General features: G+C 70.9%; 19 protein-coding genes. 10 read left to right on the forward strand and 9 right to left on the reverse strand.

Annotated features, from left to right (window positions below):
• Position 1: 1 nt before the first annotated feature.
• Positions 2-862 carry a serine/threonine-protein kinase gene (locus I847_RS0114810; protein WP_028050321.1) on the reverse strand — a complete coding sequence of 287 codons (861 nt, stop codon included), beginning with the start codon at positions 860-862 and terminating at the stop codon, positions 2-4.
• A 161-nt stretch (positions 863-1,023) separates the two neighbouring features.
• On the opposite strand from I847_RS0114810, the gene I847_RS0114815 reads away from it, so the two are divergent.
• The 5 genes from I847_RS0114815 to I847_RS0114835 all read left to right on the forward strand — a co-directional run bounded on the left by I847_RS0114815 (position 1,024) and on the right by I847_RS0114835 (position 7,538).
• On the forward strand, positions 1,024-2,049 hold the full coding sequence (locus tag I847_RS0114815) for a LacI family DNA-binding transcriptional regulator (RefSeq protein ID WP_028050322.1): 1,026 nt from the start codon (positions 1,024-1,026) through the stop codon (positions 2,047-2,049).
• A 308-nt stretch (positions 2,050-2,357) separates the two neighbouring features.
• Positions 2,358-4,031, forward strand: a complete 1,674-nt coding sequence (locus I847_RS0114820; protein ID WP_051274937.1) for a glycoside hydrolase family 13 protein — start codon at positions 2,358-2,360, stop codon at positions 4,029-4,031.
• An 84-nt stretch (positions 4,032-4,115) separates the two neighbouring features.
• Complete coding sequence (locus tag I847_RS0114825; protein WP_028050324.1) at positions 4,116-5,507, forward strand: ABC transporter substrate-binding protein; 1,392 nt, start codon at positions 4,116-4,118, stop codon at positions 5,505-5,507.
• An 82-nt stretch (positions 5,508-5,589) separates the two neighbouring features.
• Positions 5,590-6,525, forward strand: coding sequence for a carbohydrate ABC transporter permease (locus I847_RS0114830; RefSeq protein ID WP_028050325.1), 936 nt, complete (start codon positions 5,590-5,592; stop codon positions 6,523-6,525).
• Positions 6,522-7,538 (forward strand): carbohydrate ABC transporter permease, encoded by a 1,017-nt coding sequence (locus I847_RS0114835; RefSeq protein ID WP_081680975.1) that lies wholly within the window; start codon positions 6,522-6,524, stop codon positions 7,536-7,538. Before I847_RS0114830 ends, I847_RS0114835 begins: the two co-directional genes overlap by 4 nt.
• Here the strand turns inward: I847_RS0114835 and I847_RS23930 are convergent.
• On the reverse strand, positions 7,459-8,472 hold the full coding sequence (locus I847_RS23930; RefSeq protein WP_051274938.1) for a hypothetical protein: 1,014 nt from the start codon (positions 8,470-8,472) through the stop codon (positions 7,459-7,461). The genes I847_RS0114835 and I847_RS23930 overlap by 80 nt on opposite strands.
• A gap of 141 nt (positions 8,473-8,613) precedes the next feature.
• On the opposite strand from I847_RS23930, the gene I847_RS0114845 reads away from it, so the two are divergent.
• Genes I847_RS0114845 through I847_RS23935 form a run of 3 tightly spaced genes read left to right on the forward strand, consistent with a single transcriptional unit; the run spans position 8,614 to position 10,893 of the window.
• Positions 8,614-9,783 carry a ferrochelatase gene (locus I847_RS0114845; RefSeq protein ID WP_028050327.1) on the forward strand — a complete coding sequence of 390 codons (1,170 nt, stop codon included), beginning with the start codon at positions 8,614-8,616 and terminating at the stop codon, positions 9,781-9,783.
• A 30-nt stretch (positions 9,784-9,813) separates the two neighbouring features.
• Positions 9,814-10,509 (forward strand): hydrogen peroxide-dependent heme synthase, encoded by a 696-nt coding sequence (hemQ, locus tag I847_RS0114850; RefSeq protein WP_028050328.1) that lies wholly within the window; start codon positions 9,814-9,816, stop codon positions 10,507-10,509.
• A 24-nt stretch (positions 10,510-10,533) separates the two neighbouring features.
• Positions 10,534-10,893: an META domain-containing protein gene (locus tag I847_RS23935; RefSeq protein WP_034610470.1), complete on the forward strand. Its 360-nt coding sequence runs from the start codon at positions 10,534-10,536 to the stop codon at positions 10,891-10,893.
• Positions 10,894-11,085: 192 nt separating this feature from the next.
• On the opposite strand, the gene I847_RS0114860 is transcribed toward I847_RS23935, so the two are convergent.
• Together I847_RS0114860 and I847_RS0114865 are read right to left on the reverse strand one after the other, a co-directional pair.
• On the reverse strand, positions 11,086-12,126 hold the full coding sequence (locus I847_RS0114860) for an LLM class flavin-dependent oxidoreductase (protein WP_028050329.1): 1,041 nt from the start codon (positions 12,124-12,126) through the stop codon (positions 11,086-11,088).
• Positions 12,127-12,165: 39 nt separating this feature from the next.
• Complete coding sequence (locus I847_RS0114865; protein ID WP_028050330.1) at positions 12,166-13,434, reverse strand: Glu/Leu/Phe/Val dehydrogenase; 1,269 nt, start codon at positions 13,432-13,434, stop codon at positions 12,166-12,168.
• Between the two features lie 173 nt (positions 13,435-13,607).
• Between I847_RS0114865 and I847_RS23940 the strand changes: the two genes are divergently transcribed.
• Entirely contained in the window at positions 13,608-16,862 is a 3,255-nt protein-coding gene (locus I847_RS23940) for a proline dehydrogenase family protein (protein ID WP_034610472.1), read from the forward strand.
• Positions 16,863-16,962: 100 nt separating this feature from the next.
• Here the strand turns inward: I847_RS23940 and I847_RS0114875 are convergent, their stop codons facing one another.
• From I847_RS0114875 to I847_RS0114895, 5 genes are all read right to left on the reverse strand, one after another.
• On the reverse strand, positions 16,963-17,985 hold the full coding sequence (locus I847_RS0114875) for a LacI family DNA-binding transcriptional regulator (protein WP_034610502.1): 1,023 nt from the start codon (positions 17,983-17,985) through the stop codon (positions 16,963-16,965).
• Between the two features lie 126 nt (positions 17,986-18,111).
• Complete coding sequence (locus tag I847_RS0114880) at positions 18,112-19,032, reverse strand: carbohydrate ABC transporter permease (protein ID WP_028050332.1); 921 nt, start codon at positions 19,030-19,032, stop codon at positions 18,112-18,114.
• Positions 19,029-20,066, reverse strand: coding sequence for a carbohydrate ABC transporter permease (locus tag I847_RS0114885; protein WP_028050333.1), 1,038 nt, complete (start codon positions 20,064-20,066; stop codon positions 19,029-19,031). Before I847_RS0114885 ends, I847_RS0114880 begins: the two co-directional genes overlap by 4 nt.
• Before the next feature lie 146 nt (positions 20,067-20,212).
• Positions 20,213-21,514 (reverse strand): ABC transporter substrate-binding protein, encoded by a 1,302-nt coding sequence (locus I847_RS0114890; RefSeq protein ID WP_028050334.1) that lies wholly within the window; start codon positions 21,512-21,514, stop codon positions 20,213-20,215.
• A 349-nt stretch (positions 21,515-21,863) separates the two neighbouring features.
• Positions 21,864-22,367: a DUF2505 domain-containing protein gene (locus I847_RS0114895; protein WP_028050335.1), complete on the reverse strand. Its 504-nt coding sequence runs from the start codon at positions 22,365-22,367 to the stop codon at positions 21,864-21,866.
• A 98-nt stretch (positions 22,368-22,465) separates the two neighbouring features.
• On the opposite strand from I847_RS0114895, the gene I847_RS0114900 reads away from it, so the two are divergent.
• Entirely contained in the window at positions 22,466-23,956 is a 1,491-nt protein-coding gene (locus I847_RS0114900) for a sensor histidine kinase (RefSeq protein ID WP_051274940.1), read from the forward strand.
• The last annotated feature ends 340 nt before the right edge of the window (positions 23,957-24,296 follow it).

The following is a 24,296-nucleotide window of genomic DNA, read 5'->3' on the forward strand; positions in this document are numbered from 1 at the left end:
TTCAGGCGCGGAGCGCCCGCAGCTCGGCGGCTATTGCGGCGGTCGCTGGACGTGCCGCCGGTTCGGGTGCCGTCATGGCCCGCAGCAGCCGGGTCCAGTCACGACCCAGGTGCGGGGGGAGCTCGGGCGGGTCCAGCAGTCGGGCGAGGCCGCTGGCCAGGGGCGTGCCCGGGTACGCACGCTTCCCCGTGAGGCACTCGAGCAGCACCAGGCCGAGCGAGTAGACGTCGCTGGCGGGGCCCGCGGGCGCCCCGAGGGCCTGCTCGGGGCTCTGGTAGCTGGCCGTGCCCGACCAGCCGCGGGGGGTCCCGGGACCGGCGGTCGCCGACACGGCGATGCCGAAGTCCGCGAGGACGACCGGGAGTGCGGGTGCATCGACGGCCCCGGTCGGACTGCGGTCGGCGGCCACGAGGACGTTCGACGGCTTGACGTCCCGGTGCACCACCCCCGCGCCGTGCGCGTGCCCGAGTGCGAGGGCGAGCTGCCGTCCGACGTCGGCGGTCACCTCGGGGGCGAGCGCTCCGGCGGCGATCGTGTCGCGCAGCGTCGGGCCGTCGACGAGCTCCATGACGAGGAAGGCGACCGGACCGATGTCTGGCAGCATGTCCGCGCCCACGTCGAGCAGGGCGACCAGGCTCGGGTAGGCCAGCGACGACAGCACACGGGCCTCGTCCGCGTATCGCCGGATCTCCTCAGGCCGTGCGTCGCCGATCTGGAAGAGCTTGAGCGCGACCGAGCGGTGGAGTCTCTCGTCCCACGCCCGGAACACCTCGCCCGATGCGCCGCGGCCCAGCCGGTCCACGAGGCGGTATCGGCGGGCGAGCGGTCGCCGGCTCGGCGGCGGGCGATCGGTCGTCGGCACGGAGAAGCCTTCTGGCTCGGGGCTACGGGCGGCTCCGACGGTAGAAGGGGACCGCGCAGGGCGCATGTTGACGGGACCGCGCATCCGGGTGATCTTGCGAGGGCGCATCGGCTTGCAACGACATGCAAGCGGTTTGCGCGAGGGCGCGTACGATGACGCGCATGTCACGGCGACTCGCAGAGGTAGCGCGCAAGGTCGGTGTCTCCGAAGCCACCGTGAGCAGAGTGCTCAACGGCAAGCCCGGAGTGTCCGAGTCCACTCGCGAGGCGGTGCTGACCGCGCTCGACGTCCTCGGCTACGAACGGCCGACCAAGCTCCGCGGTGAGCGCGCCCGGCTGGTCGGGCTTGTGCTCCCCGAGCTGCAGAACCCGATCTTCCCGGCGTTTGCCGAGGTCGTCGGCGGAGCGCTCGCTCAGCAAGGTTTCACACCGGTGCTGTGCACCCAGACGGCGGGCGGCGTGTCCGAGGCCGACTACGTCGAGCTCCTCCTGGGGCAGCAGGTCTCGGGCATCGTGTTCGCGGGGGGTCACTACGCCCAGCGCGACGCCACGCACGACCACTACGAGCGGCTGACCGGTCGCAACCTGCCGGTCGTCCTCATCAACGCCTCCATCGGGGAGCTTCCGTTCCCCCGGGTGTCGTGCGACGACGAGGTGGCGATCGAGCAGGCCATCGGGCACCTGGCGTCGCTCGGGCACACGACGATCGGCCTGGTCCTGGGGCCGGTCGACCACGTCCCGTCCGAGCGCAAGCTGCGCGCGGCCCAGGTGATCATGCGGCGTCTGGGCCTCGAGCTGACCGAGAACCAGGTGGTCCGCAGCGCCTACTCCCTCGAGAGCGGGCAGGCCGCCGGCAACCGACTGCTGCGCGAGGGCGTGACCGGCATCGTCTGCGCGAGCGACCCGCTCGCCCTCGGCGTCATCCGTGCGGCGCGTCGCGCCGGCCTGAACGTGCCGGACGACGTGTCGGTGGTCGGCTACGACGACTCGGCGTTCATGAGCTGTACCGAGCCCCCGCTGACCACGGTCCGCCAGCCGATCGAACCGATGGGACGGGCGGCCATCGACCTCCTCGTCAGCCAGATCCACGGAGCCGTGGTCCCGCACGACGAGCTGCTCTTCGAGCCCGAGCTCGTGGTGCGCGGGTCGACCGGCCCCGCTCGCGCCCGCCAGGTCGTCCCCGTCTAGACGCAGAGTCGTGCTGCCTTCGTGACCTCCTGGTGCGAGCGTCGTCGTCGGTGTGCGACGACGACCCGCAGTGGTGCGCCCGGCACGACGTCTCCGCGGTGGAGCGCTTCACCCTGAGCCCCTCGTCGCCCTCCGGCGGCGGGGGGCTCGTGCTCGTGCTCGCGTCCTGCACAGTGAACGGCAGCCCGTCGTCGATCAAGTATCACCGTCCCTTTGGTCACGCTTCGATAACTACTCTGTCAGGTTCTTGCGTACTTTCAGTCGAGTCCTTTAGTGTCCATCTCGCGACGATGACGTAGCGACGGCACATGAGAGATGAGACCGCAGTGACGCAGCCTCAACCCGAGACCGACCCACAGTGGTGGCGCGGTGCGGTGATCTACCAGGTCTACCCGCGCAGCTTCGCCGACGGGAACGGTGACGGGACCGGGGACCTCGAGGGACTGCGGCTGCGCCTGCCCTACCTGCGTGACCTCGGCGTCGACGCGATCTGGGTGACCCCGTGGTACGTCTCCCCGCTGGCCGACGGCGGCTACGACGTCGCGGACTACCGGGCCATCGACCCCGCGTTCGGCACGCTCGCCCAGGCGGAACGGCTGATCGACGAGGCCCTCGCGCTGGGCATCCGCACGATCATCGACGTCGTGCCCAACCACGTCTCCGACCAGCACGCCTGGTTCCAGGCGGCCCTCGCCTCCGGACCCGGTTCGCCGGAGCGGGCACGCTTCTGGTTCCACCCCGGCAAGGGTGAGAACGGCGACCAGATCCCGACCCACTGGGTCTCGGACTTCCAGGGCAGCACCTGGACGCGGACGACGAACCCCGACGGCACCCCGGGCGAGTGGTATCTGCACCTGTTCGCGCCGGCGCAGCCGGACGTCAACTGGTCGCACCCGGACGTCGTCGTGGAGTTCGAGGACGTGCTGCGCTTCTGGTTCGACCGCGGCGTTGCCGGCATCCGGATCGACTCGGCCGCCCTGCTCATCAAGGACCCGGCGCTGCCGGAGGTCCCGGAGCACCCGGGTCCCGGCGAGCACCCGCACGTCGACCGCGACGAGCTGCACGACGTCTACCGCAGCTGGCGTGCGGTCGCCGACTCCTACCCCGGCACCCGGGTCCTCGTCGGCGAGGTCTGGTTGCGGGACACCGAGCGGTTCGCGCTGTACCTGCGTCCCGACGAGATGCACACGGCCTTCAACTTCGACTTCATGGCGCGTCCGTGGGACGCCAAGCAGTTCCGGGAGTCGATCGAGCTGACCCTGGCGGCGCACGGCCCGGTCGGGGCGCCGGCCACCTGGGTCCTGTCCAACCACGACGTCACGCGTCCCGTCACCCGCTACGGGCGGGAGGACAGCTCGTTCGCCTTCACGGCGAAGCGATTCGGCACGAAGACCGACCTGGCCGTCGGCCTGCGTCGCGCACGTGCCGCCGCGATGCTCACCGCGGCCCTCCCGGGCTCCCTGTACATCTTCCAGGGCGACGAGCTGGGCCTGCCCGAGGTGGAGGACCTGCCGCTCGAGCTGTTGCAGGACCCCATGCACTTCCGATCCGAGGGCGTCGACCCCGGCCGGGACGGCTGCCGTGTGCCGCTGCCCTGGTCCGGGACGTCCGCCCCGTTCGGGTTCAGTCCTGACGGCGCGACCGCGGAGCCCTGGCTCCCGCAGCCCGCCGACTGGAGTGCGCTCACCGTCGAGGGACAGGAGTCGGACCACACGTCGACGCTGCACCTGTACCGCGACGTGCTCGCGCTACGCCGCTCCGAGCCCACTCTGGGTGACGGGCCGTTGAGCTGGCTCGACCCGCTCGACACCTCCGACGACGTGCTCGCGTTCGCCCGCGGCGACCTCGTGTGCGTCGTCAACCTGGGCGATGCGCCCGCACCTCTGCCCGCCCACACCGACATCCTGCTGACGAGCGCGCCGCTCGTGGCAGGGCTGCTCCCACGCGACACCGCTGCGTGGTTGCGCACGGCTCGACCCTGACACCGCCCCCGATTTGTTCCAGCCCGTCCGCACCACCCGACCCGGCACCCTGCCGGGTACGGACAATCTCCCGAAGGAGTGACGATGAGGTCCTCACGCACCACCGCGCTCGCCATGGCCGGTGTGCTGTCCCTCGGCCTGCTGGCCGCGTGCAGCTCGAACGACGACTCCAGCGACGGTACGTCCGCATCCGCAACCGGCGACGAGAAGGTGACCATCACGGTCGCCGGGCTCAAGCCGGGCGCCGAGGCCGACGCCGTCTCCCAGCTCAACGAGCGCGTCGCGGCGTTCGAGGTGAAGTACCCGAACATCACGGTGAAGCCGCAGGAGTACAACTGGCTCGCGTCGACGTTCACCACGCAGCTCGCCGGTGGCACGCTGCCGAACGTCTTCGAGATCCCGCTGACCGATGCCAAGACGCTGATCGAGAACGACCAGCTGGCCGACATCAACGACCAGTTCAAGCAGCTCCCGTACGCCGACCAGTTCAATCCGGCGCTCCTCGAGGCCGGCACGGGCAGCGACGGGGACGTCTACGCGATCCCGGCCAAGTCCATCTACGGCGTGGCGCTGCACTACAACCGCAAGCTCTTCACGCAGGCCGGCCTCGACCCTGACAAGCCGCCGACGACGTGGACCGAGGTCCGCGAGGACGCCAAGACGATCCACGACAAGACCGGCGTCGCCGGCTACGGGATGATGGCGCTCGACAACGCGGGTGGCTGGCAGCTCGTCGCCGGTGCCAACTCGCGCGGCGGCACGGTGCAGACCCAGGACGGCGACAAGTACAAGGCCAACCTGGCCGACCCCACCGTCAAGGCGCAGCTGCAGCTCCTGCACGACATGCGGTTCACGGACAACTCGATCCTGCCGCGTGTCGACATGGGCTGGGGCGAGATCAACCAGGCGTTCGCAGCCGGTGAGATCGCGATGTACACCTCCGGCTCGGACGTCTACAACGCGCTCGTCGAGAACAACGGCGTCACCCCCGACTGGGGCTACGGCCTGACCGCGATCCCGACCGACGGCAAGGGTGGCGCCCTGACGGGTGGCACGCTCGCGGCGGTCACCAAGCAGTCGAGCGACGCGCAGAAGGACGCGGCGATCAAGTGGATCGACTTCTGGTACCTGGCCAAGAGCCTCGACCAGGAGCAGGCCGTCGCCGACGCCAAGACCCGCAACGAGGCCAAGCAGGCCGTCGGCACACCGGTGCTGCCGATCTTCAGCAAGGAGCAGTACGCCACGGCGCTCGACTGGGTCAAGGACTACATCAACGTCCCGCTCGACGACATGAAGGGCTACACGGACGTCATGTTCACACAGCCCAACTTCCCCGAGATCAGCGCGTCGACGCAGGAAACCTACGCGCTGCTGTTCCCGATCGTGCAGGCTGTCCTGACCGACCAGAACGCCGACATCGACGCTCTGCTCAAGGACGCCAACACGCAGGACCAGGCACTGCTCGACCAGGGCTGACGGATCGGTGCCCGGCGCGAGATCGTCCTCGCGCCGGGCACGGGCCGCCCGGCATCGTCGCCTTCGAAGAACGGACAATCGCATGACCACGGACGACACCGTCGTCGCCCCGAACCGCCGGAGGGTTCGCACCCCCGTCACGTGGGTCCGCGGCGGGGGGCTCAGTGCCCTCGTCTTCGCGCTCCCGATGCTGGTGATCTTCGCGGTCTTCTCCTGGCTGCCGATCTTCCGTGCCGTGGTGATGAGCTTCCAGAAGACCAACCTGTACGAGACGTCGTGGGTCGGGTTGCAGAACTTCGAGCGGGTCTTCGCGGATCCCCTGCTCCCGACGGCCGTGCGGAACACCATCTGGTTCGCGATCCTCGCGCTGATCTTCGGCTACCCCGTCCCGCTCCTCGCCGCCGTGCTGATGAGCGAGGTCCGGCGCATGAAGGGCTGGTACTCCGCACTCGCGTACCTCCCCGTCGTGGTTCCCCCGGTCGTCGCGGTGCTGCTGTGGAAGTTCTTCTACGACCCGCGCCCCGAGGGCGTGTTCAACGTGATCCTCGGTTGGTTCGGCATCGGACCGCAGCCATGGCTCTCGAGCATCACGATGGCCATGCCGTCGCTGGTGCTGGAGGCCACCTGGGCCGCCGCGGGCGGGACCGTGATCATCTACCTCGCCGCCCTCACGGCCGTGCCCCCCGAGCTCTACGACGCCGCCGAGGTCGACGGCGCGGGCATCTGGCGCAAGCTCTGGCACGTCCTGCTTCCGCAGCTGCGCGGGATCCTGTTCATCACCTTGATCCTCCAGATCATCGGGACCGCGCAGGTGTTCCTCGAGCCGTTCCTGTTCACCGGTGGCGGTCCTGCGAACTCCACGGTCACCGTCCTGCTGCTCATCTACAAGTACGCGTTCGGTACGAGCCTCGGCGGCCGGTACGGCGAGGCGACGGCGTTGTCGCTGCTCCTCGCCGTGTTCCTGGCGGTCCTGTCCATCCTCTACTTCCGCCTCACTCGCCGTTGGAGCACCTCGTGACGACGACATCCGACACCCCGCCCTCGACCGAGGAGCCGCTGCCGTCCGTGGGTGCAGCGACGGGACAGGCGTCCGCGGCAGCACCCAGTGCGATCCTGGCCGGCGCTCTTCGTCGCACGAAGAAGCGGTCCGACGAAGAGGACCGGCACGCCGTCTCGAGCTCGGACTGGCGTCGGGCGTCGGTGCGCACGACCCTCGGGACCTCCCAGGTGATCCTGTTGGTCCTGCTGGTCGTCGCCTGCGTCGGACCGCTCCTGCTGCTGGCCAAGTTCGCCATCACGCCGACGCAGGACATCATCCGCACACCGCTGGCGATCTTTCCCCACGGTGTCGACTGGAACAACCTCCACGAGGCCTGGTTCACGGTCAACATCCGCAAGTACTTCGTCAACACGATCGTGCTGGCGGCCGGCTCCTGGTTCATGCAGGTGCTCGTCGCCACGACGGGCGGGTTCCTGATCTCGGTGCTCCGACCGCGTTACGCCAAGGCGCTGCAGTCGGCCGTGCTCGCGACGCTCTTCGTCCCGGCCGTCGTCCTGCTGGTCCCGCTCTACCTGACCATCCTGAACACGCCGATCCTGCACCTGAACCTGATCAACAACTACTTCGGGGTCTGGTTGCCGGCCGGGGCGAGCGCGTTCAACGTGGTGCTGGTCGCGAGGTTCTTCGACAACCTGCCACGCGAGATCTTCGAGGCTGCGCGCGTCGACGGCGCGGGACCGTTCCGGCTGTTCTGGTCGATCGTGCTGCCCATGAGCAAGCCGATCATCGGGGTCGTGTCGGTGTTCGCCGTCATCGCGTCCTGGAAGGACTTCCTCTGGCCGTTCCTCGTGCTCAGCAACCCGGACCTGCAGCCCTTGTCCGTCCGCCTGCCGTCCATCGAGTCGACCACGGACAAGGGCGTGCTCATGGCAGCCCTGGCCATCTCGACACTCATCCCGATCGTGCTGTTCCTGGTCTTCCAGCGGATGTTCCTGCGTGGTGCAGGGCTCGGGGGAGCGGTGAAGGGGTGAGGGCGGACCGGGAGCGATAGGTCTCGAGCGCCGCGCTCAGCAGGAGCAGGCCGGCCACGAGACCGATGGTGAACCGGACCGCCACGACGCCGAGGTCCTCGGGCCACACCACCTCGGCGTCGGGCGTCGTCGCGAGGTACGCCGTGAAGGGCAGCTTCCAGGCGCTCCAGGCGAAGAGCATCCCGGACCCCACCCAGGTGGCCAGGAACGGGACCCAGACCGGCAGCCGCCCGGGCCGGGAACGGCTCATGGCCCAGGCCGACCAGGCAGCTGTGCCCGCCCAGATGGCGGTGGTGGCCGACATGAGCCGCCAGTCCGTCGCGCGAGCGTCCGGATGGTCCAGCCCGAGTGTGCCGCCGACGGTCCAGTAGACGTCGACGACGGCCACCGCGGCAGCAGCCACCACGGCCGCCCGGCCGCGTGCGCTCAGGGGTGTCGCGGGTCGCTCGCGCAGCCTGCCGACGAAGGCCACGGGCCAGCGCGCACGGAGGTAGAGCGGCAGCGCGACGGCGATGCCGAGGGCGAGACCGGCGAAGCTGACTTCGATCAGTCCGGCCTCCCAGGCGGGCATGCCGGGTCCCGTGTCCTGCGTCGCGCGGCCCTCCCCGGAGCCACCCAGCACGCTGGTGACCAGCAGGTACGGCATCATCGACACGAGGAAACCGGCGCCGACCCACGCGAACGTGAGCACGGGCGCGGCCGGTACGCGGGCGCCCCAGGGCTGCGCCATCGCGAGGCACAGCACGATGCCTCCGGACGCGAGCACGATCGTCACGATGTTGAGCGCGACCCACGAGGCCAGCGTGAATCCCGGGTCGACGGGCAGCAGCCCCAGGAGTGCACCGATCACCCAGCACACCTTGATGACCAGGTACGGCGTGATCGACAACGCCCCGCCGTACGCGAATGCCCTGCGCACTTTCGCCATGTCCATGCCGGCCATCGTGCTCGCCACGCCCTGTGGTCCCGCTGAGAGCGGCCGCCGAGTGATTCTGACAACGCGTGTCATCCATCTCACGCCCGGGCCGGGCCGTCCGCGTCCAGCGGCCCATCGGGCCGGTGGGATGATCGAGCGGTGGCCCCTGACACTGCCGTGAGCCCGAGCTCGTCCTCGAACGCCGCCAGTCCCGTCGCCCCCTACGACGCGCTGCTGCTGTTCTCGTTCGGCGGACCCGATGGTCCCGACGACGTCCTGCCGTTCCTGCGCAACGTGACCGCCGGCAAGAACATCCCCGACGAACGACTGGCCGTCGTCGCCGAGCACTACCACCACTTCGGGGGCGCCAGCCCGATCAACGGCCAGAACGTGGCCCTGCAGCGCGCACTCGCCGAGGAGCTCGCCCGCCGCGGGATCGACCTGCCGGTCCTGTGGGGCAACCGCAACTGGACGCCGTACACCAAGGACGCGCTCGCAGCCGCCCACGCGGACGGTGCGCAGCGGGTCCTCGCGCTCGTGACCAGCGCGTACTCGTCGTACTCCGGGTGCCGCCAGTACCGGGAGAACCTCTGGGCGTCGTTGGACGAGCTGGCCGACGACCTCGGGCTGGCGACGCACCCGCTCGTCGTCGACAAGGTGCACTCGTACTTCAACCACCCGGGGTTCGTCGAAGCGAACATCGACGCCGTCGTCGAGGCATACGCGACCGTGCCCTCGGACGCACGGCTGGTCTTCGTCACGCACTCGATCCCGGACACGATGGAGGAGGCGTCCGCGGTGTCGGGCGCCTCCTACCGCGCGCAGCACCTCGACGTCGCGGCCCTGGTCGCGGCCGGAGCGTCCGCCCGGCTCGGGCACCCCGTCGGCTGGGACCTCGCCTACTGCTCGCGCTCGGGTCCGCCGAGCCAGCCGTGGCTGGAGCCCGACGTGAACGACCGCCTCACGGCTCTGGCGGCCGACGGCGTCGCCGCCGTCGTCCTGTCGCCGATCGGGTTCGTCTCGGACCACATGGAGGTCGCCTTCGACCTCGACACCGAGGCGTTGGCCACCGCCGCGGAGCTCGGTCTCGTCGCGGTACGCGCGGACTCCGTCGGCGTCCGGGAGCCGTTCGTGCGCGCTCTGGTGGACCTGGTGGTCGAGCGTGCCGCCGCCGCGCGTGCCCTGGACGCCGGACTCGTGCCTGAGCCGGCCGTCGCCGTCGGCACCTTCCCGGCCGTGCGCGACGTCTGCGCGCCCGGCTGCTGCCTCATGCGCGCCGGCCAGCCCACCGGGATCCCCGCCGCCTGCTCGTCGGACCCCCGAGCGTGAACAACCCTCTGAACCGTTGGAGAACTTGCGATGACGCATGACAGCGCCGAAGCCATCAACGCCACCGTCCGCTACACGATGTGGACCGTCTTCGCCCTGGAAGAGGTGCTGCCCGAGAGCGACCGCGAGCGCGGCGAGCTGATCTCCGACGCGCTGGCCGCCGTGTCCCACGACGGGCTGGTCGTCCGTGGCTGGTACGACGTCGCCGGTCTGCGGGCCGACGCCGACCTGATGGTCTGGTGGCACGCCGAGACGGTCGAGGAGGTGCAGGGTGCCTACCAGCGGTTCCGCGCCAGCGCACTGGGCCGGCACCTGCTGCCCGTGTGGTCCGTCGTGGGTCTGCACCGTCCGGCCGAGTTCAACCGGTCGCACGTCCCCGCGTTCCTCTCGGGTGAGCCCGCCGGGGACTACCTCTGCGTCTACCCGTTCGTCCGCTCGTACGACTGGTACGTGCTCCCCGAGGACGATCGCCGCCGCATGCTCGTCGAGCACGGGCAGGCCGCCCGCGGGTACGCCGACGTCCGCGCGAACACCGTGTCCGCGTTCGCGCTCGGCGACTACGAGTGGATCCTCGCGTTCGAGGCGCCGGAGCTGCACCGCATCGTCGACCTGATGCGCGACCTGCGCGCCACCGACGCCCGCCGGCACGTCCGCGAGGAGATCCCGTTCTACACCGGCCCCCGCGTCACCCTCGAGGCCTGGGCGGATCGTCAGCCGCGCGGCTGAGCCGTTCGGTGGCAGGATCGTCGGATGGTCGACCTCGCGGGGACATGGCGGTTCACGGCGGTTCAAGGTGCTGACGTCGCGGCCGGGATGCGGTCAGCGCCGTTCCTGACGTTCGACGGCGACGGACAGGTCTACGGCGACGCGGGCGTGAACCGCGTGCGCGGTACGTGGGAGCTGGTCGGCACCAGGTTGGTGTTCGGGCCGATGGTCTCGACGATGATGGCGGGACCGCCCGAGGCGATGACCTGCGAGCAGCGGATCCTGCGCCTCCTGGGCGACCCCGTCGAGGTGATCGCTCCCGACGGCGACACCATCGAGCTGGACGGCTCGGGCGGTGCAGCCACCCTGGTCCGCGACCAGTCGGCGGCGGACAGCGCGGTCTAGCGGGCCCCGCCGACGCACGGCGCCGCCCGCGCCGGGTCGGCTCGGGCCCGCGACTCGGTGCCAAGCGCCCGTCCGTCGCCGCGCGAACCTAGCGGCACCTGTGACACCTGTGCCGGCTGTGAGCTCCTGACGCGCTGTCACGGCCTCACGCGTGCGCACCTGTCCCAAGTGCCGCTAGGCCCGAACGCCCCGTCAGGCGGGGACCGTCGCCGGCCAGCGGGCGGCGACCGCCTCGATCGTGTGCTGACGGGTGGCGAGGTCGAAGGCCGTGCCGGTGATCATGAGCTCGTCCGCCTGGGTCCGGCGCACCAGCGCGTTCAGCTCGTCGACGGCGCGGTCCGCGGTCGTCGCGATCTGGGTGCCGGGGAACTTCTCGAAGAACTCGGCCGCCTGCACGGGGTCGATCTCGGCGAGGACGGCGGCCGCGTCGTCCGGGGAGACGATGGGACCCAGCGGTCGCCCGGTCCGTAGGGACAGAGCCATCACGCGGCTCGGGCCGGCCAGGTGGAGCGCTTCCTCGTCGGAACCCGCGACGAGCACCGACGCCGAGACCATGAGGTGCGGCTGGTCGAGCAGGGACGACGAGCGGAAGGACGACCGGTACGCCTCGGCCGCCTGCAGGGTGAGCCCGGTGTTGAAGTGGTTGGCGTACGAGAAGGGCAGCCCCAGGCGGCCCGCGAGCTGTGCACTGAACAGCGACGACCCGAGCAGCCAGACCTCGGGCGCGGAGACCGCGGCAGGGGTCGCGGACAGCCGGGAGGCGCGCAGGGAACCGGCGTGACCGTCCACGGGGACTCCGAGCAGGACCAGGACGTCGATCAGCTCGGCCGGGAAGTCGTCGGCACCCAGGCCGTCGACGGTGCGACGCAGCGCGGCGGCCGTCATCGGGTCGGCGCCGGGTGCGCGGCCGATGCCGAGGTCGACGCGGCCCGGGTGCAGGGCCTCGAGCATCGCGAACTGCTCGGCGATCACGAGCGACGGGTGGTTGGGCAGCATGACGCCGCCCGAACCGACGCGGATCGTGGACGTGGACGCCGCGAGGTGCGCGAGCAGCACGCCGGGGGAGGTCGACGCGACCGCGGCCATCGAGTGGTGCTCGGCCACCCAGAACCGCCGGTAGCCGGCGGCCTCGGCGGTGCGGGCCAGCGCTGTGGAGGCGGCGAGGGCGTCGCCGGAGGTCTGGCCGACGGAGACGGGTGCGGTGTCGAGGACGGAGAGCGGTACCGGAGTCACGTCAGTCGCAACGCCCCCGCCTGCCTCGGTACTCCCGGGCTACGGGTAGAGCCCGCGGATCTGGTGTGCCTCGGCGACCCGTCGGACGCCGATGGCCAGGGCCGCGTCCCGCAGCGAGATGCCCTCCGCCGAAGCGAGCGCCGCCACGGCCCGGTGGGCGGTGACCATGCGGTGCTCGAGCCGGTCCTCGATCTCTGGCTCGGTCCACCAGTAGGCCTGGTTGGCCTGGACCCACTCGAAGTACGAGACGACGACACCGCCGGCGTTGGCCAGGATGTCGGGCACGACGACGACTCCGCGCTCCGCGAGGACGCGGTCGCCCTCGCTCGTGGTGGGGCCGTTGGCTCCCTCGACCACCCAGCGCGCCTTGACGTTGACCGCGGTCTCCGCGTCGATCACGCCCTCGACCGCGGCCGGGACCAGCACGTCGACGTCGAGGGCCAGCAGGTCGACGTTGTCGATCGGGTCGCCGCCGTCGAAGCCGGCGACACGGCCGGTGCGCTGGACGTGCCGAAGCAGCGCAGCCACGTCGAGCCCGTCGCTGCGGACCACCCCTCCGGACTCGTCGGACACTGCGACCACGCGCGTTCCGGCCTCGGACAGGAACCGGGCCGCGTGCGACCCCACCTTCCCGAACCCCTGGACGGCCGCGGTGACCTCGTCGAGCTTGACGCCGGCGTCCCCGAGTGCCGCGGCCGCCGCGTGCACGACACCGCGGGAGGTCGCGGTCGCGCGACCGAGCGAGCCGCCGACGGCGAGAGGCTTACCCGTCGTGACCGCGGGGATGGTGTAGCCCTGGCTGACCGAGTAGGTGTCCATGACCCACGCCATGGTCTGCTCGTCGGTGCCGACGTCGGGCGCCATGATGTCCCGCTCCGGGCCGATGATCGGCATGATCTCGCTGGTGTAGCGCCGGGTCACCCGCTCCAGCTCCTGCGTGGAGTGCTGCCGGGGGTCGATGGTCACGCCTCCTTTGGCGCCGCCGTACGGCACGTCGACCACCGCACACTTCCAGGTCATCCACATCGCCAGCGCGCGGACCTCGTCGACGTCCACCGAGGCGGAGTACCGCAGGCCGCCCTTGCCCGGCCCGCGCGAGATGTTGTGCTGGACGCGGTAGCCCATGAACAGCTCGATCTCGCCGTCGTCGCGACGCAGCGGCACCGCCACGTTCATCTCGCGGCGTGGTGTGGCGAGCATCTGGTGCAGGCCTTCGTCGTAGCCGAGGATCTCGACCGCCGACGCGAGCTGCGTCCTGGCGGTGTCGAGCGGGCTCGCTGGCTGCGGGGTCTTCGTGAGGTCCGTCACACGGCCACCCTGTCACTCCCGGTGCTGTCCGCCAGGGAGGCCCGAGGGGCGAGCCGCCGGTGTCCACGCTCCGGGCACGAACGGGTGTCGGAACGGCCGCAGAACGGCTGCCTGATCTGGCCGCACGGCGGCGCAGGGCAGAGACTGGAGCGGATTCCCGACGAAGGAGCGGCATGTCGCAGGACGTCACGAACGATGCGGTCCGGCTGGCCCGGGAGTGGCTCTCGGCGACCGCCGAGGGGCAGACGGCTCGGGAGCGACGCACGACCGGCAGGCTCGCGGCGCTCGTCGCCGACCCGGCTGGGCTGGAGCTCGCGGTGCGCTTCGTCGACCGCGTCGCCCGTCCGCAGGACGTGCGCGTGGCCGCGCGAGAGCTGGCCGAGCTGAGCGCGTCGTCGGCGGGGTTCCTCGGGCGGGCCGACAAGGCGCTGCTCGGGCTGGGGTCGCGGGTCGGTCCGATGCTGCCGTCGGTCGTCGTGCCGGCGGCACGCGAGCGGTTGCGATCGCTGGTCGGGCACCTGGTTGCCGACGACGGACCCGGCCTGACCAAGCACCTCGCCCGCACGCGGGCCGACGGGTTCCGGCTGAACCTGAACCTGCTGGGCGAGGCGGTGCTGGGGGAGCGCGAGGCGGCGGCGCGGCTCGCCCGCGTGACGGCCCTCGTCGAACGCAGCGATGTCGACTACGTCTCGGTCAAGGTCTCCGCGGTCGCGAGCCAGCTGTCCACGTGGGACACCGAGGGGTCGGTCGCGCGGGTGGTGGAGCGGCTGCGACCGTTGTACCTGACGGCCGCCGAGCACGGCACGTTCCTCAACCTCGACATGGAGGAGTACCGCGACCTCACGCTGACGGTCCGGGTGTTCGAGCGGCTGGCGTCGGACCCTGCGCTGGCCCGCGCGCCCATGGGCATCGTGCTGCAGGCCTACCTGCCGGACGCGCCCGACGCCCTCGACGAGCTGACGTCGGTGGCGCAGGAGCGGTCCGGGGACGCCCGTCTCAAGGTGCGGCTGGTCAAAGGTGCCAACCTCGCGATGGAACAGGTCGAGTCCGAGCTGCACGGCTGGCCGCAGGCTCCCTACACGTCGAAGGCCGAGGTCGACGCCGCCTACCTGCGGCTCGTCGACCGCGCCCTGTCGCCGGAACGCACCGCCCACATGCGGGTCGGCGTCGCCAGCCACAACCTGTTCCACGGCGCTGCCGCCCACCTGATCGCCCAGGAGCGCGGGGTCGGCGAGGCACTCGACGTCGAGATGCTGCAGGGCATGGCACCCGCCCAGGCCCGAGCGGTCCGCGACACGGTCGGCTCGGTGCTGCTCTACACGCCGGTCGTCGCGCGGCACGACTTCGACGTCGCCATCGCCTACCTGGTGCGCCGGCTGGAGGAGAACGCCGCGAGCCAGAACTTCCTGCACGCCCTGTTCGCCGACGAGGCCGCGATGGACGCCCAGGAGTCCGCCTTCCGCGACGCCTACCGCGACCGGTCCCTTCCGTCCACCACGCCCCGTCGTCTGGCCCGCCCGTCGATGGACGTGTCCGACGCGTTCGAGAACACGCCGGACACGGACCCGGCGGCCGCGATGGCGCGTGCCTGGGCGCGCGGGATCGTCGAGCGCGAGATCGACGCGCCGCCCGGCGCCGTGGTCGTGTCGTCCGTCGCCGAGGTCGACGAGGTCGTCGCGCGCGCGACCGCGGCGGCTCCTGCCTGGGCCGCGACGTCGCCCGCCGACCGGGCCAAGGCGCTGCGCCGCGTGGCCGAGTCGTTGGAGGAGGCGCGCATGGACCTCGTGGCCGCCATGGTCCACGAGGCCGGGAAGACCGTGGCCGAGGCCGACCCCGAGGTCAGCGAGGCGGTCGACTTCGCCCGCTACTACGCGGATCGGGCAACGGATCTCGGCGCCGTGCGTGGTGCCGTCCACATCCCGTCCGGCCTCTCCGTGGTGACGCCGCCGTGGAACTTCCCGGTCGCGATCCCCGTCGGCTCGGTGCTCGCGTCGCTCGCTGCGGGCAGCGCCGTGATCGTCAAGCCCGCTCCGCAGACGCCTCTGTGCGGGCAGGTGGCGATGGCCGCGATCCAGGCCGGGCTCGACGTACCGGGCGCGCTGACCGTGGTGCTGAGCCCCGAGGGACCGGTCGGACGCCATCTGGTGACGCACCCGTCCGTGTCTCGCGTCCTGCTGACCGGCTCGATCGAGACCGCGCGTCTGTTCGCCGGCTGGCGCCCCTCGCTCGACGTGATCGCGGAGACCTCCGGCAAGAACGCGCTGGTCATCACGCCGTCCGCCGACGTCGACCTCGCCGTCGCCGACCTCGTGCGTTCGGCGTTCGGGCACGCCGGGCAGAAGTGCTCGGCCGCGTCGCTCGCGATCCTCGTCGGAACAGCGGGGCGCTCCGACCGCCTGCGCCGCCAGCTCGCCGACGCCGTCTCGTCCCTGCGCGTCGGCGCGTCCACCGACCTGGGCAACGCGGTGGGCCCGCTGACAGAGCCCGCAGACGGCAAGCTGCTCCGGGCCCTGACCACGCTGGACGAGGGGGAGTCGTGGCTGATCACGCCGCGTCGCCTGGACTCCACCGGGCGTCTCTGGTCGCCGGGCGTGAAGTTCGGGGTCCAGCGGGGCTCGTGGTTCCACACCACCGAGTGCTTCGGGCCGGTGCTCGGGATCATGTTCGTCGAGACCCTCGACGCGGCGATCGACGCCCAGAACGCCACCGCGTTCGGCCTGACCGGTGGGCTGCACTCGCTCGAGGAGGCCGAGATCGCGCACTGGCTCGACCGCGTCGAGGTCGGCAACGCCTACGTCAACCGGCACATCACCGGCGCCATCGTGCGGCGACAGCCGTTCGGGGGGTGGAAGGCCTCGACCGTCGGTCCCGGTGCCAAGGCGGGCGGCCCGCACTACGTCGCGCAGATCGGGTCGTGGGCGGATGGTCCGGACGTTCCGTCCGACGACGCCGAGTGGCTCGCCTGGGCCTCGGGCGACGACGACCGCGTGTGGGCGTCCGAGTTCGCGGTCGAGCACGACCCGTCCCACCTGCGCGTCGAGGCGAACGCCTTGCGCTACCGGCCGATCCCGCTGCTGACGATCCGGGTCGGCGACGGTGCACGCCCCGTCGAAGTGGATCGCGTCCGGCATGCCGCCGCCACGGCCGGTGTGAGCGTGACGGTCAGCTCGGCGGCGTCCGAGCCGCACGAGAGCTTCGCCGCGCGCGTCCGCGACGGCTGGGTCTCCGGCCGCATCCGCGTCGTCGGCGACGCCCCGGGTCTCCGCGAGGCCGCCGTCACCCGGCTGGGCGAGGTGACGGTCCTGGACGCCCCGGTGGTCGCCAGCGCCGCCCGGGAGCTCCTCACGGTCGTCCGCGAACAGGTCGTCAGCCGCACCCTGCACCGCTTCGGCCACGTCCCGCCGACCGTCGCCGCCGACCTGTCGTGACGCCGAGCTTGTGGATACGCACGCCATTGGCGCGTTTGGCGTGCGCAACGACAAGCTCGTCGCTACGAACGCGCGATCGCGACCGGTGAACGGCCGACGTCTACGCGGACGCGCGGATGACCAGCTCGGGGGCGAAGATCAGCGGCTCGGTCGGGGAGGCGCCGTTCAGCTGAGCCAGGAGCCGGGCGCCGGCGGCGCGGGCCATCGCGACGACGGGCTGGATGACGGAGGTCAGCGGCGGGACGGTCGACGCGGCGACGCCGAGGTTGTCGTAGCCGACCACGGCGACGTCACCGGGAACCTCCTTGCCCCGTTCGGCGAGCACCCCGAGGGCACCGGCGGCCATGAGGTCGGAGGCGATGAACAGCGCGTCGAGGTCGGGGTACCGGTCGAGGATGTCGCGGGCTGCGGCGGTCCCCGAGGCGAGCGTGAAGTCGCCGTAGGCGATGGCGTCGTCGGCCATGCCGGCGGCCGCCATCGCGCTGCGCCAGCCGGCGAGCCGGTCGATGCCGCCGGCCATGTCCTGGGGCCCGGCGATCGTGCCGATGCGCTTGTACCCGCGCTCGATGAGGTGCTCGGTCGCGATGCGGCCACCCGCGACGTTGTCGGTGTCGACGTACTGGACGCCCCGGTCCTGGACGGACAGCGGACGGCCGACGAACACGTTCGGCACCCGTGAGGCCTGCAGGGCTCGGTCGAGCTCGTCGTTGCGGTGGTGGGACACCACGATCGCTCCGTCGACGTGCCCGTTGCGCAGGTAGCGCACGGTCCGCTCGCTCTCACCGGGGCGGGCGATGACGAGCACCACCTGCACGTCCGAGTCGGCCAGCGAGGTGCTCAGGCCGTTCAGGGTGCCCGCGAAGAACGGGTCGGACAGGACGCGCTCGTCGGGCTCGGGAACCACGAGGGCGATCGAGTCGGTGCGCCGGGTCACCAGCGACCGGGCGGCGCGATTCGGTGTGTAGCCGAGATCGGCGACGGCCAGCTCGACCGACGCGAGTGCCTCGGGGGAGACCCGGAGGCCACCGTTGATGGCGCGCGACGCCGTCGAGCGAGACACCCCAGCACGCTCGGCCACCTGCTCGAGAGTGGGTGCCGCAGGTGCGTCCTGCGGGTGGTGCATGATCACCGGACTTCCCCTTCGTGTGCGGTTGGCCCGTGTGGTGCCACGGCGGACCGCCCAGCCGTCGTCGGCGGGCTTGGGGTCCCGGTACCCAACCTAGGGCGGGCACCGGGACCAGGGACGGGCTCAGCCCTTGACGGCTCCGGCCATGATCCCGGCGACCAGGTGGCGGCCGGTGAAAAGGAACAGGACCAGCAGCGGGATGGTCATCAGGAACACGCCCGCCAGGACCAGCGAGTAGTCGACGAAGTAGTTCGCTTGCAGCAGCCGTATCGCCAGCGGGAGTGTGGGGTTCTGGTTGCTCAGGACGATCGAGGGCCAGAAGAAGTTGACCCACTGCGCGACGAATGTGAAGAGGGCGAGCATCGCCGCGGCCGGCCGGGCGGCCGGGAGCGCGATCGACCAGAACGTGCGGATCATGCTGGCGCCGTCCACGCGGGCCGCCTCGATGAGCTCGTACGGCAGGGCCTCCTCGAGGTACTGCGTCATCCAGAAGACGCCGAACGCGGTGACCAGGCCCGGCACGATCACGGCCTGCAGCTTGCCTATCCAGTGCAGGTCGGTCATCAGGATGTACATCGGCACGACGCCGAGCTGCGTCGGGACCGCCATCGTGGCGATCACGAACACCAGGAGCCATCCGCGTCCACGGAACCGCAGCTTCGCGAACGAGAAGCCCGCGAGCGTCGAGAAGAGCACCACCGACGCCGACGTGACCACCGAGATGATCACCGAGTTGGTGAACGCCTTCCAGAAGCTGAACGCCTCCGAGTGGATGACCAGGCTGAAGTTGTGGAACAGCGTGGAGTCCGGCAGCAGCTGTGGCAGGGGGTCCTTCGCGATCGAGATCGGGTCGGAGGAGCCGATCAGGACGGTGTAGTACAGCGGGGCGAGGCCGACGAGCACGGCGACGAGCAGCACCGTGTAGGTGAGCCAGCGCGGACGCCGGTCATAACCGCCCAGCTTGGCGCGGCGTGCGGACCTGCGGGCCGCGGAGCGGGCGGCGCCGGCTCCTGCGGTCTGAGCGACGACGGGGCCGGAGCTCATGACGCCCTCCTCTTGGCTGCGGCGCGCTCGGCGGAACGACGGGTGCGCCGGCTGGGCAAGTCGGAGCCTCCGGTCGCGATCCGTCGGGTGGCGGCAAAGTTGACGAAACCGATGACGACGATGATGAGGAAGAGCAGCCACGCGATTGCGGCGGCACGTCCGAGGTTGTGCTGGTTGCCCCATCCGACGTCGTACAGGAACAGCGTCGTGGTCAGCCACTGCTTGGACGCTCCGCCGGTGCCGGTCGCGTCGTACACGCGCGGCTCGTCGAAGATCTGCAGACCACCGATGGTCGAGGTGATCACGACGAAGATGATCGTCGCGCGGATCTGCGGGATGGTGATCGAGAAGAACTGACGCATCCGGCCGGCGCCGTCGATGATCGCGGCCTCGTACAGCTCACGAGGGACCGCCTGCATCGCGGCGAGGCAGATCAAGGTGGTGTAGCCGGTCCATCGGAAGTCCACCATCGACGCGATCGCGACGTGGCTGGCCAGGACGTTCACGTGCCACTGCACGGCGGGCAGGCCGATCGCCTCGAGCCCGGCGTTGATGAGGCCGGACTTGTCGGCGAACAGGCGACCGAAGATCATGCCGACCGCGACCGGCGCGACGACGTAGGGCAGCAGCACGCCCATCCGCCAGAAGGTCTTCGAGCGCAGGTTCTGGTCGAGGAACGCCGCGAGCACGAGGGCGATGATGACCTGCGGGACGGACGAGAGGACGAAGATCGACAGCGTGTTGCGCAACGACGTCCAGAAGTGCGGCTGGGCGAAGACGTCCGTGTAGTTCTGGAACCCGACGAACTCGCCCTTGCCGAACAGCAGGTTCCAGGAGTGCATCGACACGTACGCCGTGTAGGCGATCGGGAACAGGCCAACGATGAGGAACAGGATGAAGAACGGCGAGATGTAGAGGTACGGCGAGAACTTCACGTCCCAGCGTCCGAGCCGCTGCTTGAAGCCGACCCGGCGGGGCGGCCGGGGGGGTGCGGTCGCCGCGTCCTGCGCGGCGTCGCGAGTCTGTGTGGGCATGACGACCTCGAGAGGGAGTGGGGACGGACGAAGCCCGGGGCGGTCCGGTAGGCGGATCGCCCCGGGCTTCGGTCGGGTCCGGGGCGATCCGTCAGACGGGCCCCGGATCGCCGGCCGGGACACTCAGGTCCCGGCCGGCGTTCGGCTCACAGGCCCAGTGCAGAGAAGTCCGAGAGGGTGGTCTGCCACGAGGCGGCCGGGTCCACGTTCTCGTACTCGACGCGCTTGATGCCGTCCTGGACCGTCTGGTGGACCTTGAAGTAGTTCGGGCCCTTGAACGGGATGACGTCGATCGCGGCGATGCGGTCGGTGAAGATGGCGCCCTTCGGGGCGTCGTTGAAGAACGGGGCCTTCGCCGACTGCACCTCATCGGACTTCTGGGCCTCGAGCTGGCTCGGGAAGTTGCCCGTCTTGATGAACGCCTTGGTCTGGATCTCGGGCGAGGTCAGCCACGCCGCGAGCTCCTTGGCCTCAGCCGTGTGCTTGCCGGAGGCCGGCACCGTCAGGTACGAGCCACCCCAGTTGCCGCCGCCGCCGGGGAACGCGTTGGCGATGTTCCAGCCGGTGACGCCGCCGGCGCGCTCTTCGATCGGGCCGGTCATCCACGACGGGCAGAGCATCGTCGCGAAGCCGTTCGACTGGAACGCGGCGTCCCAGTCGGGCGACCACTGGTCGAGCTTGGCGGACAGGGCCTGGACCTCGGGCGAGGTGACCTTGTCGTACAGCTTCTTGATCTCGGCGTTGTCCTTGAGGTTGGTCGGGGTGCCGTCCTTCGGGTTCTCGTAGGCGGCCTTGACCTGGTTGATCATGCCCTGGTAGGTCGCGACGCCCGAGTCGAACCACGCGGAGTCAGACGCGGCGACGAACTTCGTGCCGAGCGCGAAGTAGTCGTCCCACGTGCCCACCGCGGCCGCGACGGCCTCGGGGTCGCTCGGCAGACCGGCGGCCTTGAGCAGGTCCTGCCGGTAGCAGATCGCCTCGGGGCCGGTGTCGGTGCCGTAGCCGATCAGCTTGCCGTCGTCGAGCGTCGCGTTACCCACCACGGCGTCGGACCAGCGGCCCTCGACCGACGGGTCGGCCAGGTCGACGAACTCGTCCGGCGCCTGGCGCAGCTCCGGCAGCCAGTCGATCTCGATGGCCTCGATGTCGGCCAGGCCTTCGCCGCCGGCGCCGAGCTTCGTGACGAGGTTCGTGTGGGCGTCCTCGGACTTGGCGGCCTTGGTCTGCTTGACGGTGACGTTCGGGTGGGCCTTGGTGTACTCCGCGAACAGTTCGTCGCTGTAACCGAAGTCGTTGAACGTCGCGATCGTGAGGGTGACCGGCTTGTTCGAAGCGGTCGACTCGTCGTCGCTGCTGTCGCCGTCACCGGAGGAACATGCCGTGGCGAGCATGGCGATGCTGGCGGCACCCGCAACTGCCACCCACATCTTGTTAGAGGTCTTGCGCACAATGACTCCCTTGTCAGTCGGACGGCGTCCTCGCCGTCACCCGAGGGCTCCCGTGGTCCCTGCGCGGGACCTCAGGTGGGCCTGGTGGACCCGGCGTGGTCGCGCTCCCATCCGCAGATTGCGGGAGCGTTCCCACGCGTTGCGGAGAACTGTCGTCGGAGGCCCCCCGGGTGTCAAGCATGTCGTTCTGACGGGGTGGCGTGGTAGCGATCCCACGGTCATGAACGCGCAGGTCAATGACTCTTTACCGCTAAGGACTCGTTACCGAATTGTTACGGGCGTGACGGGCGATTTGTGACCTCGTGAACCCGATCGTGGGAGCGTGGTCATGCTCGTCGTCGAGCCTGGGTCACGCGTGGTCGGCCAGCCACCGTCGCGCCACGTCCTGCTCCACCTCGAGCGCCGCACGCACCGCTCCGGCTGCCGCGTTCTCGATGGTCGACCCGAACAGCGGCAGCGTCGAGCGCAGGTCGCCGTCGTAGCTGACCGTGCTCGCGCTCGGGCCCGACGGCACGAGCCGGGTCCGCCCGCTGAGCCTGACCGGAGCACCCGCGATGTCCAGCACCACCGTGCCGATCCGGGAGCCGTCGGCTGCGGCGGCCTCCCAGGCCTCCACCTGGCGGACGTCGATGCTGTTGCCGACGAATCCGCGCAGGTGCGACGGGATCTGGTCGGTAGGCAGCGACCGCCGGGTGGTGACGGTGAACTCCGCGTCGGCGGAGCCGGTGATGTCGACGTGCTGCTCGAGCGCGCCGCTGGCCCGGACCTTCGCGTGCACGTAGTCCGGGTTGCTCAGGAGGAGGCCCGCGTCGTGGGCTCCGGTCGGCAGGTCCAGGGTCACGTTCAGTCGCACGAGGGGTCCTTGGTGGTGGGTGGTGGTCGTCCGAGGGTAGCCGAGCCCCGTCGGTGCGACCGGTCCGACGCCGTGCCCACGCCGCCTACCCTTGTGTGGTGTCCACACTGAGCACCCTCGTCGCTCGCCACGCGGCCCTCGACGGCCCAGATCTCGAGTGGCTGCACCTTCTGGCAGGCGACTGGCAGGTGCTCTCCGACCTCGCGTTCGCGGACCTCGTGCTCTGGCTGCCGACCGGCGACGGTGACTTCGTCGCGGTCGCCCAGTGCCGGCCGTCCACGGGTGCGACCGTGCACTACGACGACGTCGTCGGCTCGACCGCGCCGGACGGTCAGCGTCCACAGCTGCAGCGCTCGCTGGACGAGCGGGCTGCCCAGCGCTCGCGCGAGCCGCGCTGGTTCGGCTCCTACGCCGTGCGCGAGGAGGCCGTGCCGGTGGTGCACAACGGCCGGGCGATCGCCGTCCTCGCACGCCAGACCAACCTCGGCGGTGCGCGCACGCCCAGCAGGCTCGAGCTCAACTACGTCGAGGCCGCCGACGACATCTTCGCGATGGTCGGCCGCGGGGAGTTCCCGGCTCCCGACGCGCCGACCGGCCCGCGTCGCGGCGCGCCCCGGGTCGGCGACGGGCTCGTCCGCCTGAACTCCGAGGGGGAGGTGCTGTACGCCAGCCCGAACGCACTGTCCTGCTTCCACCGTCTCGGCGTCGTCGGTGACCTCGTCGGCCGTTCCCTCGTCGAGGTCACGGCCGACCTCATCGCGCAGGACGAGGACACGGTCGACGAGTCCATGCCGCTCGTCCTCATGGGTCGTGCGCCGTGGCGGGTCGACGTCGAGTCCCGCGGGGTGGCCCTGTCGCTGCGGTCCGTGCCGCTCACCGAGCACGGCCAGCGCGTCGGCGCGGTGCTCCTGTGTCGCGACGTGTCCGAGCTGCGACGGCGTGAGCGCGAGCTGATCACCAAGGACGCGACGATCCGCGAGATCCACCACCGCGTGAAGAACAACCTGCAGACCGTCGCGGCGTTGCTGCGGCTGCAGTCCCGACGGATGAGCAGCCCCGAGGCGCGCGAGGCGCTGGGGGAGGCCATGCGCCGCGTCGCGACGATCGCCCTCGTGCACGAGACCCTGTCGCAGACGCTCGACGAGTCCGTGCCGTTCGACGACCTGGTCGGCCGCAGCCTGCGTCTCGCCGCCGACGTGGCCACCGAGGGCGCGCACGTGCGGACGACGGTGCGTGGGTCGTTCGGCTCGATCCCGGCGGAGGACGCCACCGCGCTCGCGCTCATCCTCACCGAGCTCGTGACGAATGCGGTCGAGCACGGGTTCGACGGCCGCGAGTCAGGGTCGGTCGAGGTGATCGTGGACCGGCAGGACGACGTGATCCGCGTCGAGGTGGCGGACGACGGCTCCGGTCTGCCCGCCGATCGGTCGACCGGTGCCGGCTCCGGGCTCGGCACGCAGATCGTCTCGACGCTCGTCACCAACGAGATGCGCGGCACCATCGCCTGGTCGACCCGCGAGGGCGGCGGGACGTCGGTGGTCATCGAGGCCCGGCTGCGTGCCCCCCGAGACGCCGGGACCTTGATCTAGCGTCGTCGGGTTCCTGCGGCGGCACCTCGGTGGCGTCGTGACGTGTCGATGCTGCGGCACTTGTGACGCCTGTCGCCGGCTGTGGCGTGTCGATCGCCTTCGATCGCCTCAGCGGCCACTCCTGCACCAAGTGGCGCTAGGTCCGGACGCGCGGCGCCGTGCGGAAGGGGCGCGGACGCGCCGGGCGCCGCGCGGAAGGGGCTCGGACGCGGGTCGCCGCGCGGAAGGGGCGCGGACGCGCCGGGCGCCGCGCGGAAAGGGCTCGGACGTCAGAGGCGCGCGTCTCGACGACGGGTGCTCGCGCTGCCAGACGCACGAACGCCGCGTTCCCCGGCGGGGG

This window comes from Cellulomonas sp. URHD0024, assembly GCF_000426185.1.
Taxonomy (GTDB): domain Bacteria; phylum Actinomycetota; class Actinomycetes; order Actinomycetales; family Cellulomonadaceae; genus Cellulomonas.

What these genes read in the sequence shown, in the direction of transcription:
- I847_RS23940 (WP_034610472.1), top strand. Translation starts at nt 13,608, where the DNA reads ATGTCGCAGGACGTCACGAACGATGCGGTCCGGCTGGCCCGGGAGTGG.
- hemQ (WP_028050328.1), top strand. Translation starts at nt 9,814, where the DNA reads ATGACGCATGACAGCGCCGAAGCCATCAACGCCACCGTCCGCTACACG.
- I847_RS0114825 (WP_028050324.1), top strand. Translation starts at nt 4,116, where the DNA reads ATGAGGTCCTCACGCACCACCGCGCTCGCCATGGCCGGTGTGCTGTCC.
- I847_RS0114880 (WP_028050332.1), bottom strand. Translation starts at nt 19,032, where the DNA reads ATGAGCTCCGGCCCCGTCGTCGCTCAGACCGCAGGAGCCGGCGCCGCC.
- I847_RS0114885 (WP_028050333.1), bottom strand. Translation starts at nt 20,066, where the DNA reads ATGCCCACACAGACTCGCGACGCCGCGCAGGACGCGGCGACCGCACCC.
- I847_RS0114820 (WP_051274937.1), top strand. Translation starts at nt 2,358, where the DNA reads ATGAGAGATGAGACCGCAGTGACGCAGCCTCAACCCGAGACCGACCCA.
- I847_RS0114830 (WP_028050325.1), top strand. Translation starts at nt 5,590, where the DNA reads ATGACCACGGACGACACCGTCGTCGCCCCGAACCGCCGGAGGGTTCGC.
- I847_RS23935 (WP_034610470.1), top strand. Translation starts at nt 10,534, where the DNA reads ATGGTCGACCTCGCGGGGACATGGCGGTTCACGGCGGTTCAAGGTGCT.
- I847_RS0114815 (WP_028050322.1), top strand. Translation starts at nt 1,024, where the DNA reads ATGTCACGGCGACTCGCAGAGGTAGCGCGCAAGGTCGGTGTCTCCGAA.
- I847_RS0114875 (WP_034610502.1), bottom strand. Translation starts at nt 17,985, where the DNA reads ATGCACCACCCGCAGGACGCACCTGCGGCACCCACTCTCGAGCAGGTG.
- I847_RS23930 (WP_051274938.1), bottom strand. Translation starts at nt 8,472, where the DNA reads ATGGACATGGCGAAAGTGCGCAGGGCATTCGCGTACGGCGGGGCGTTG.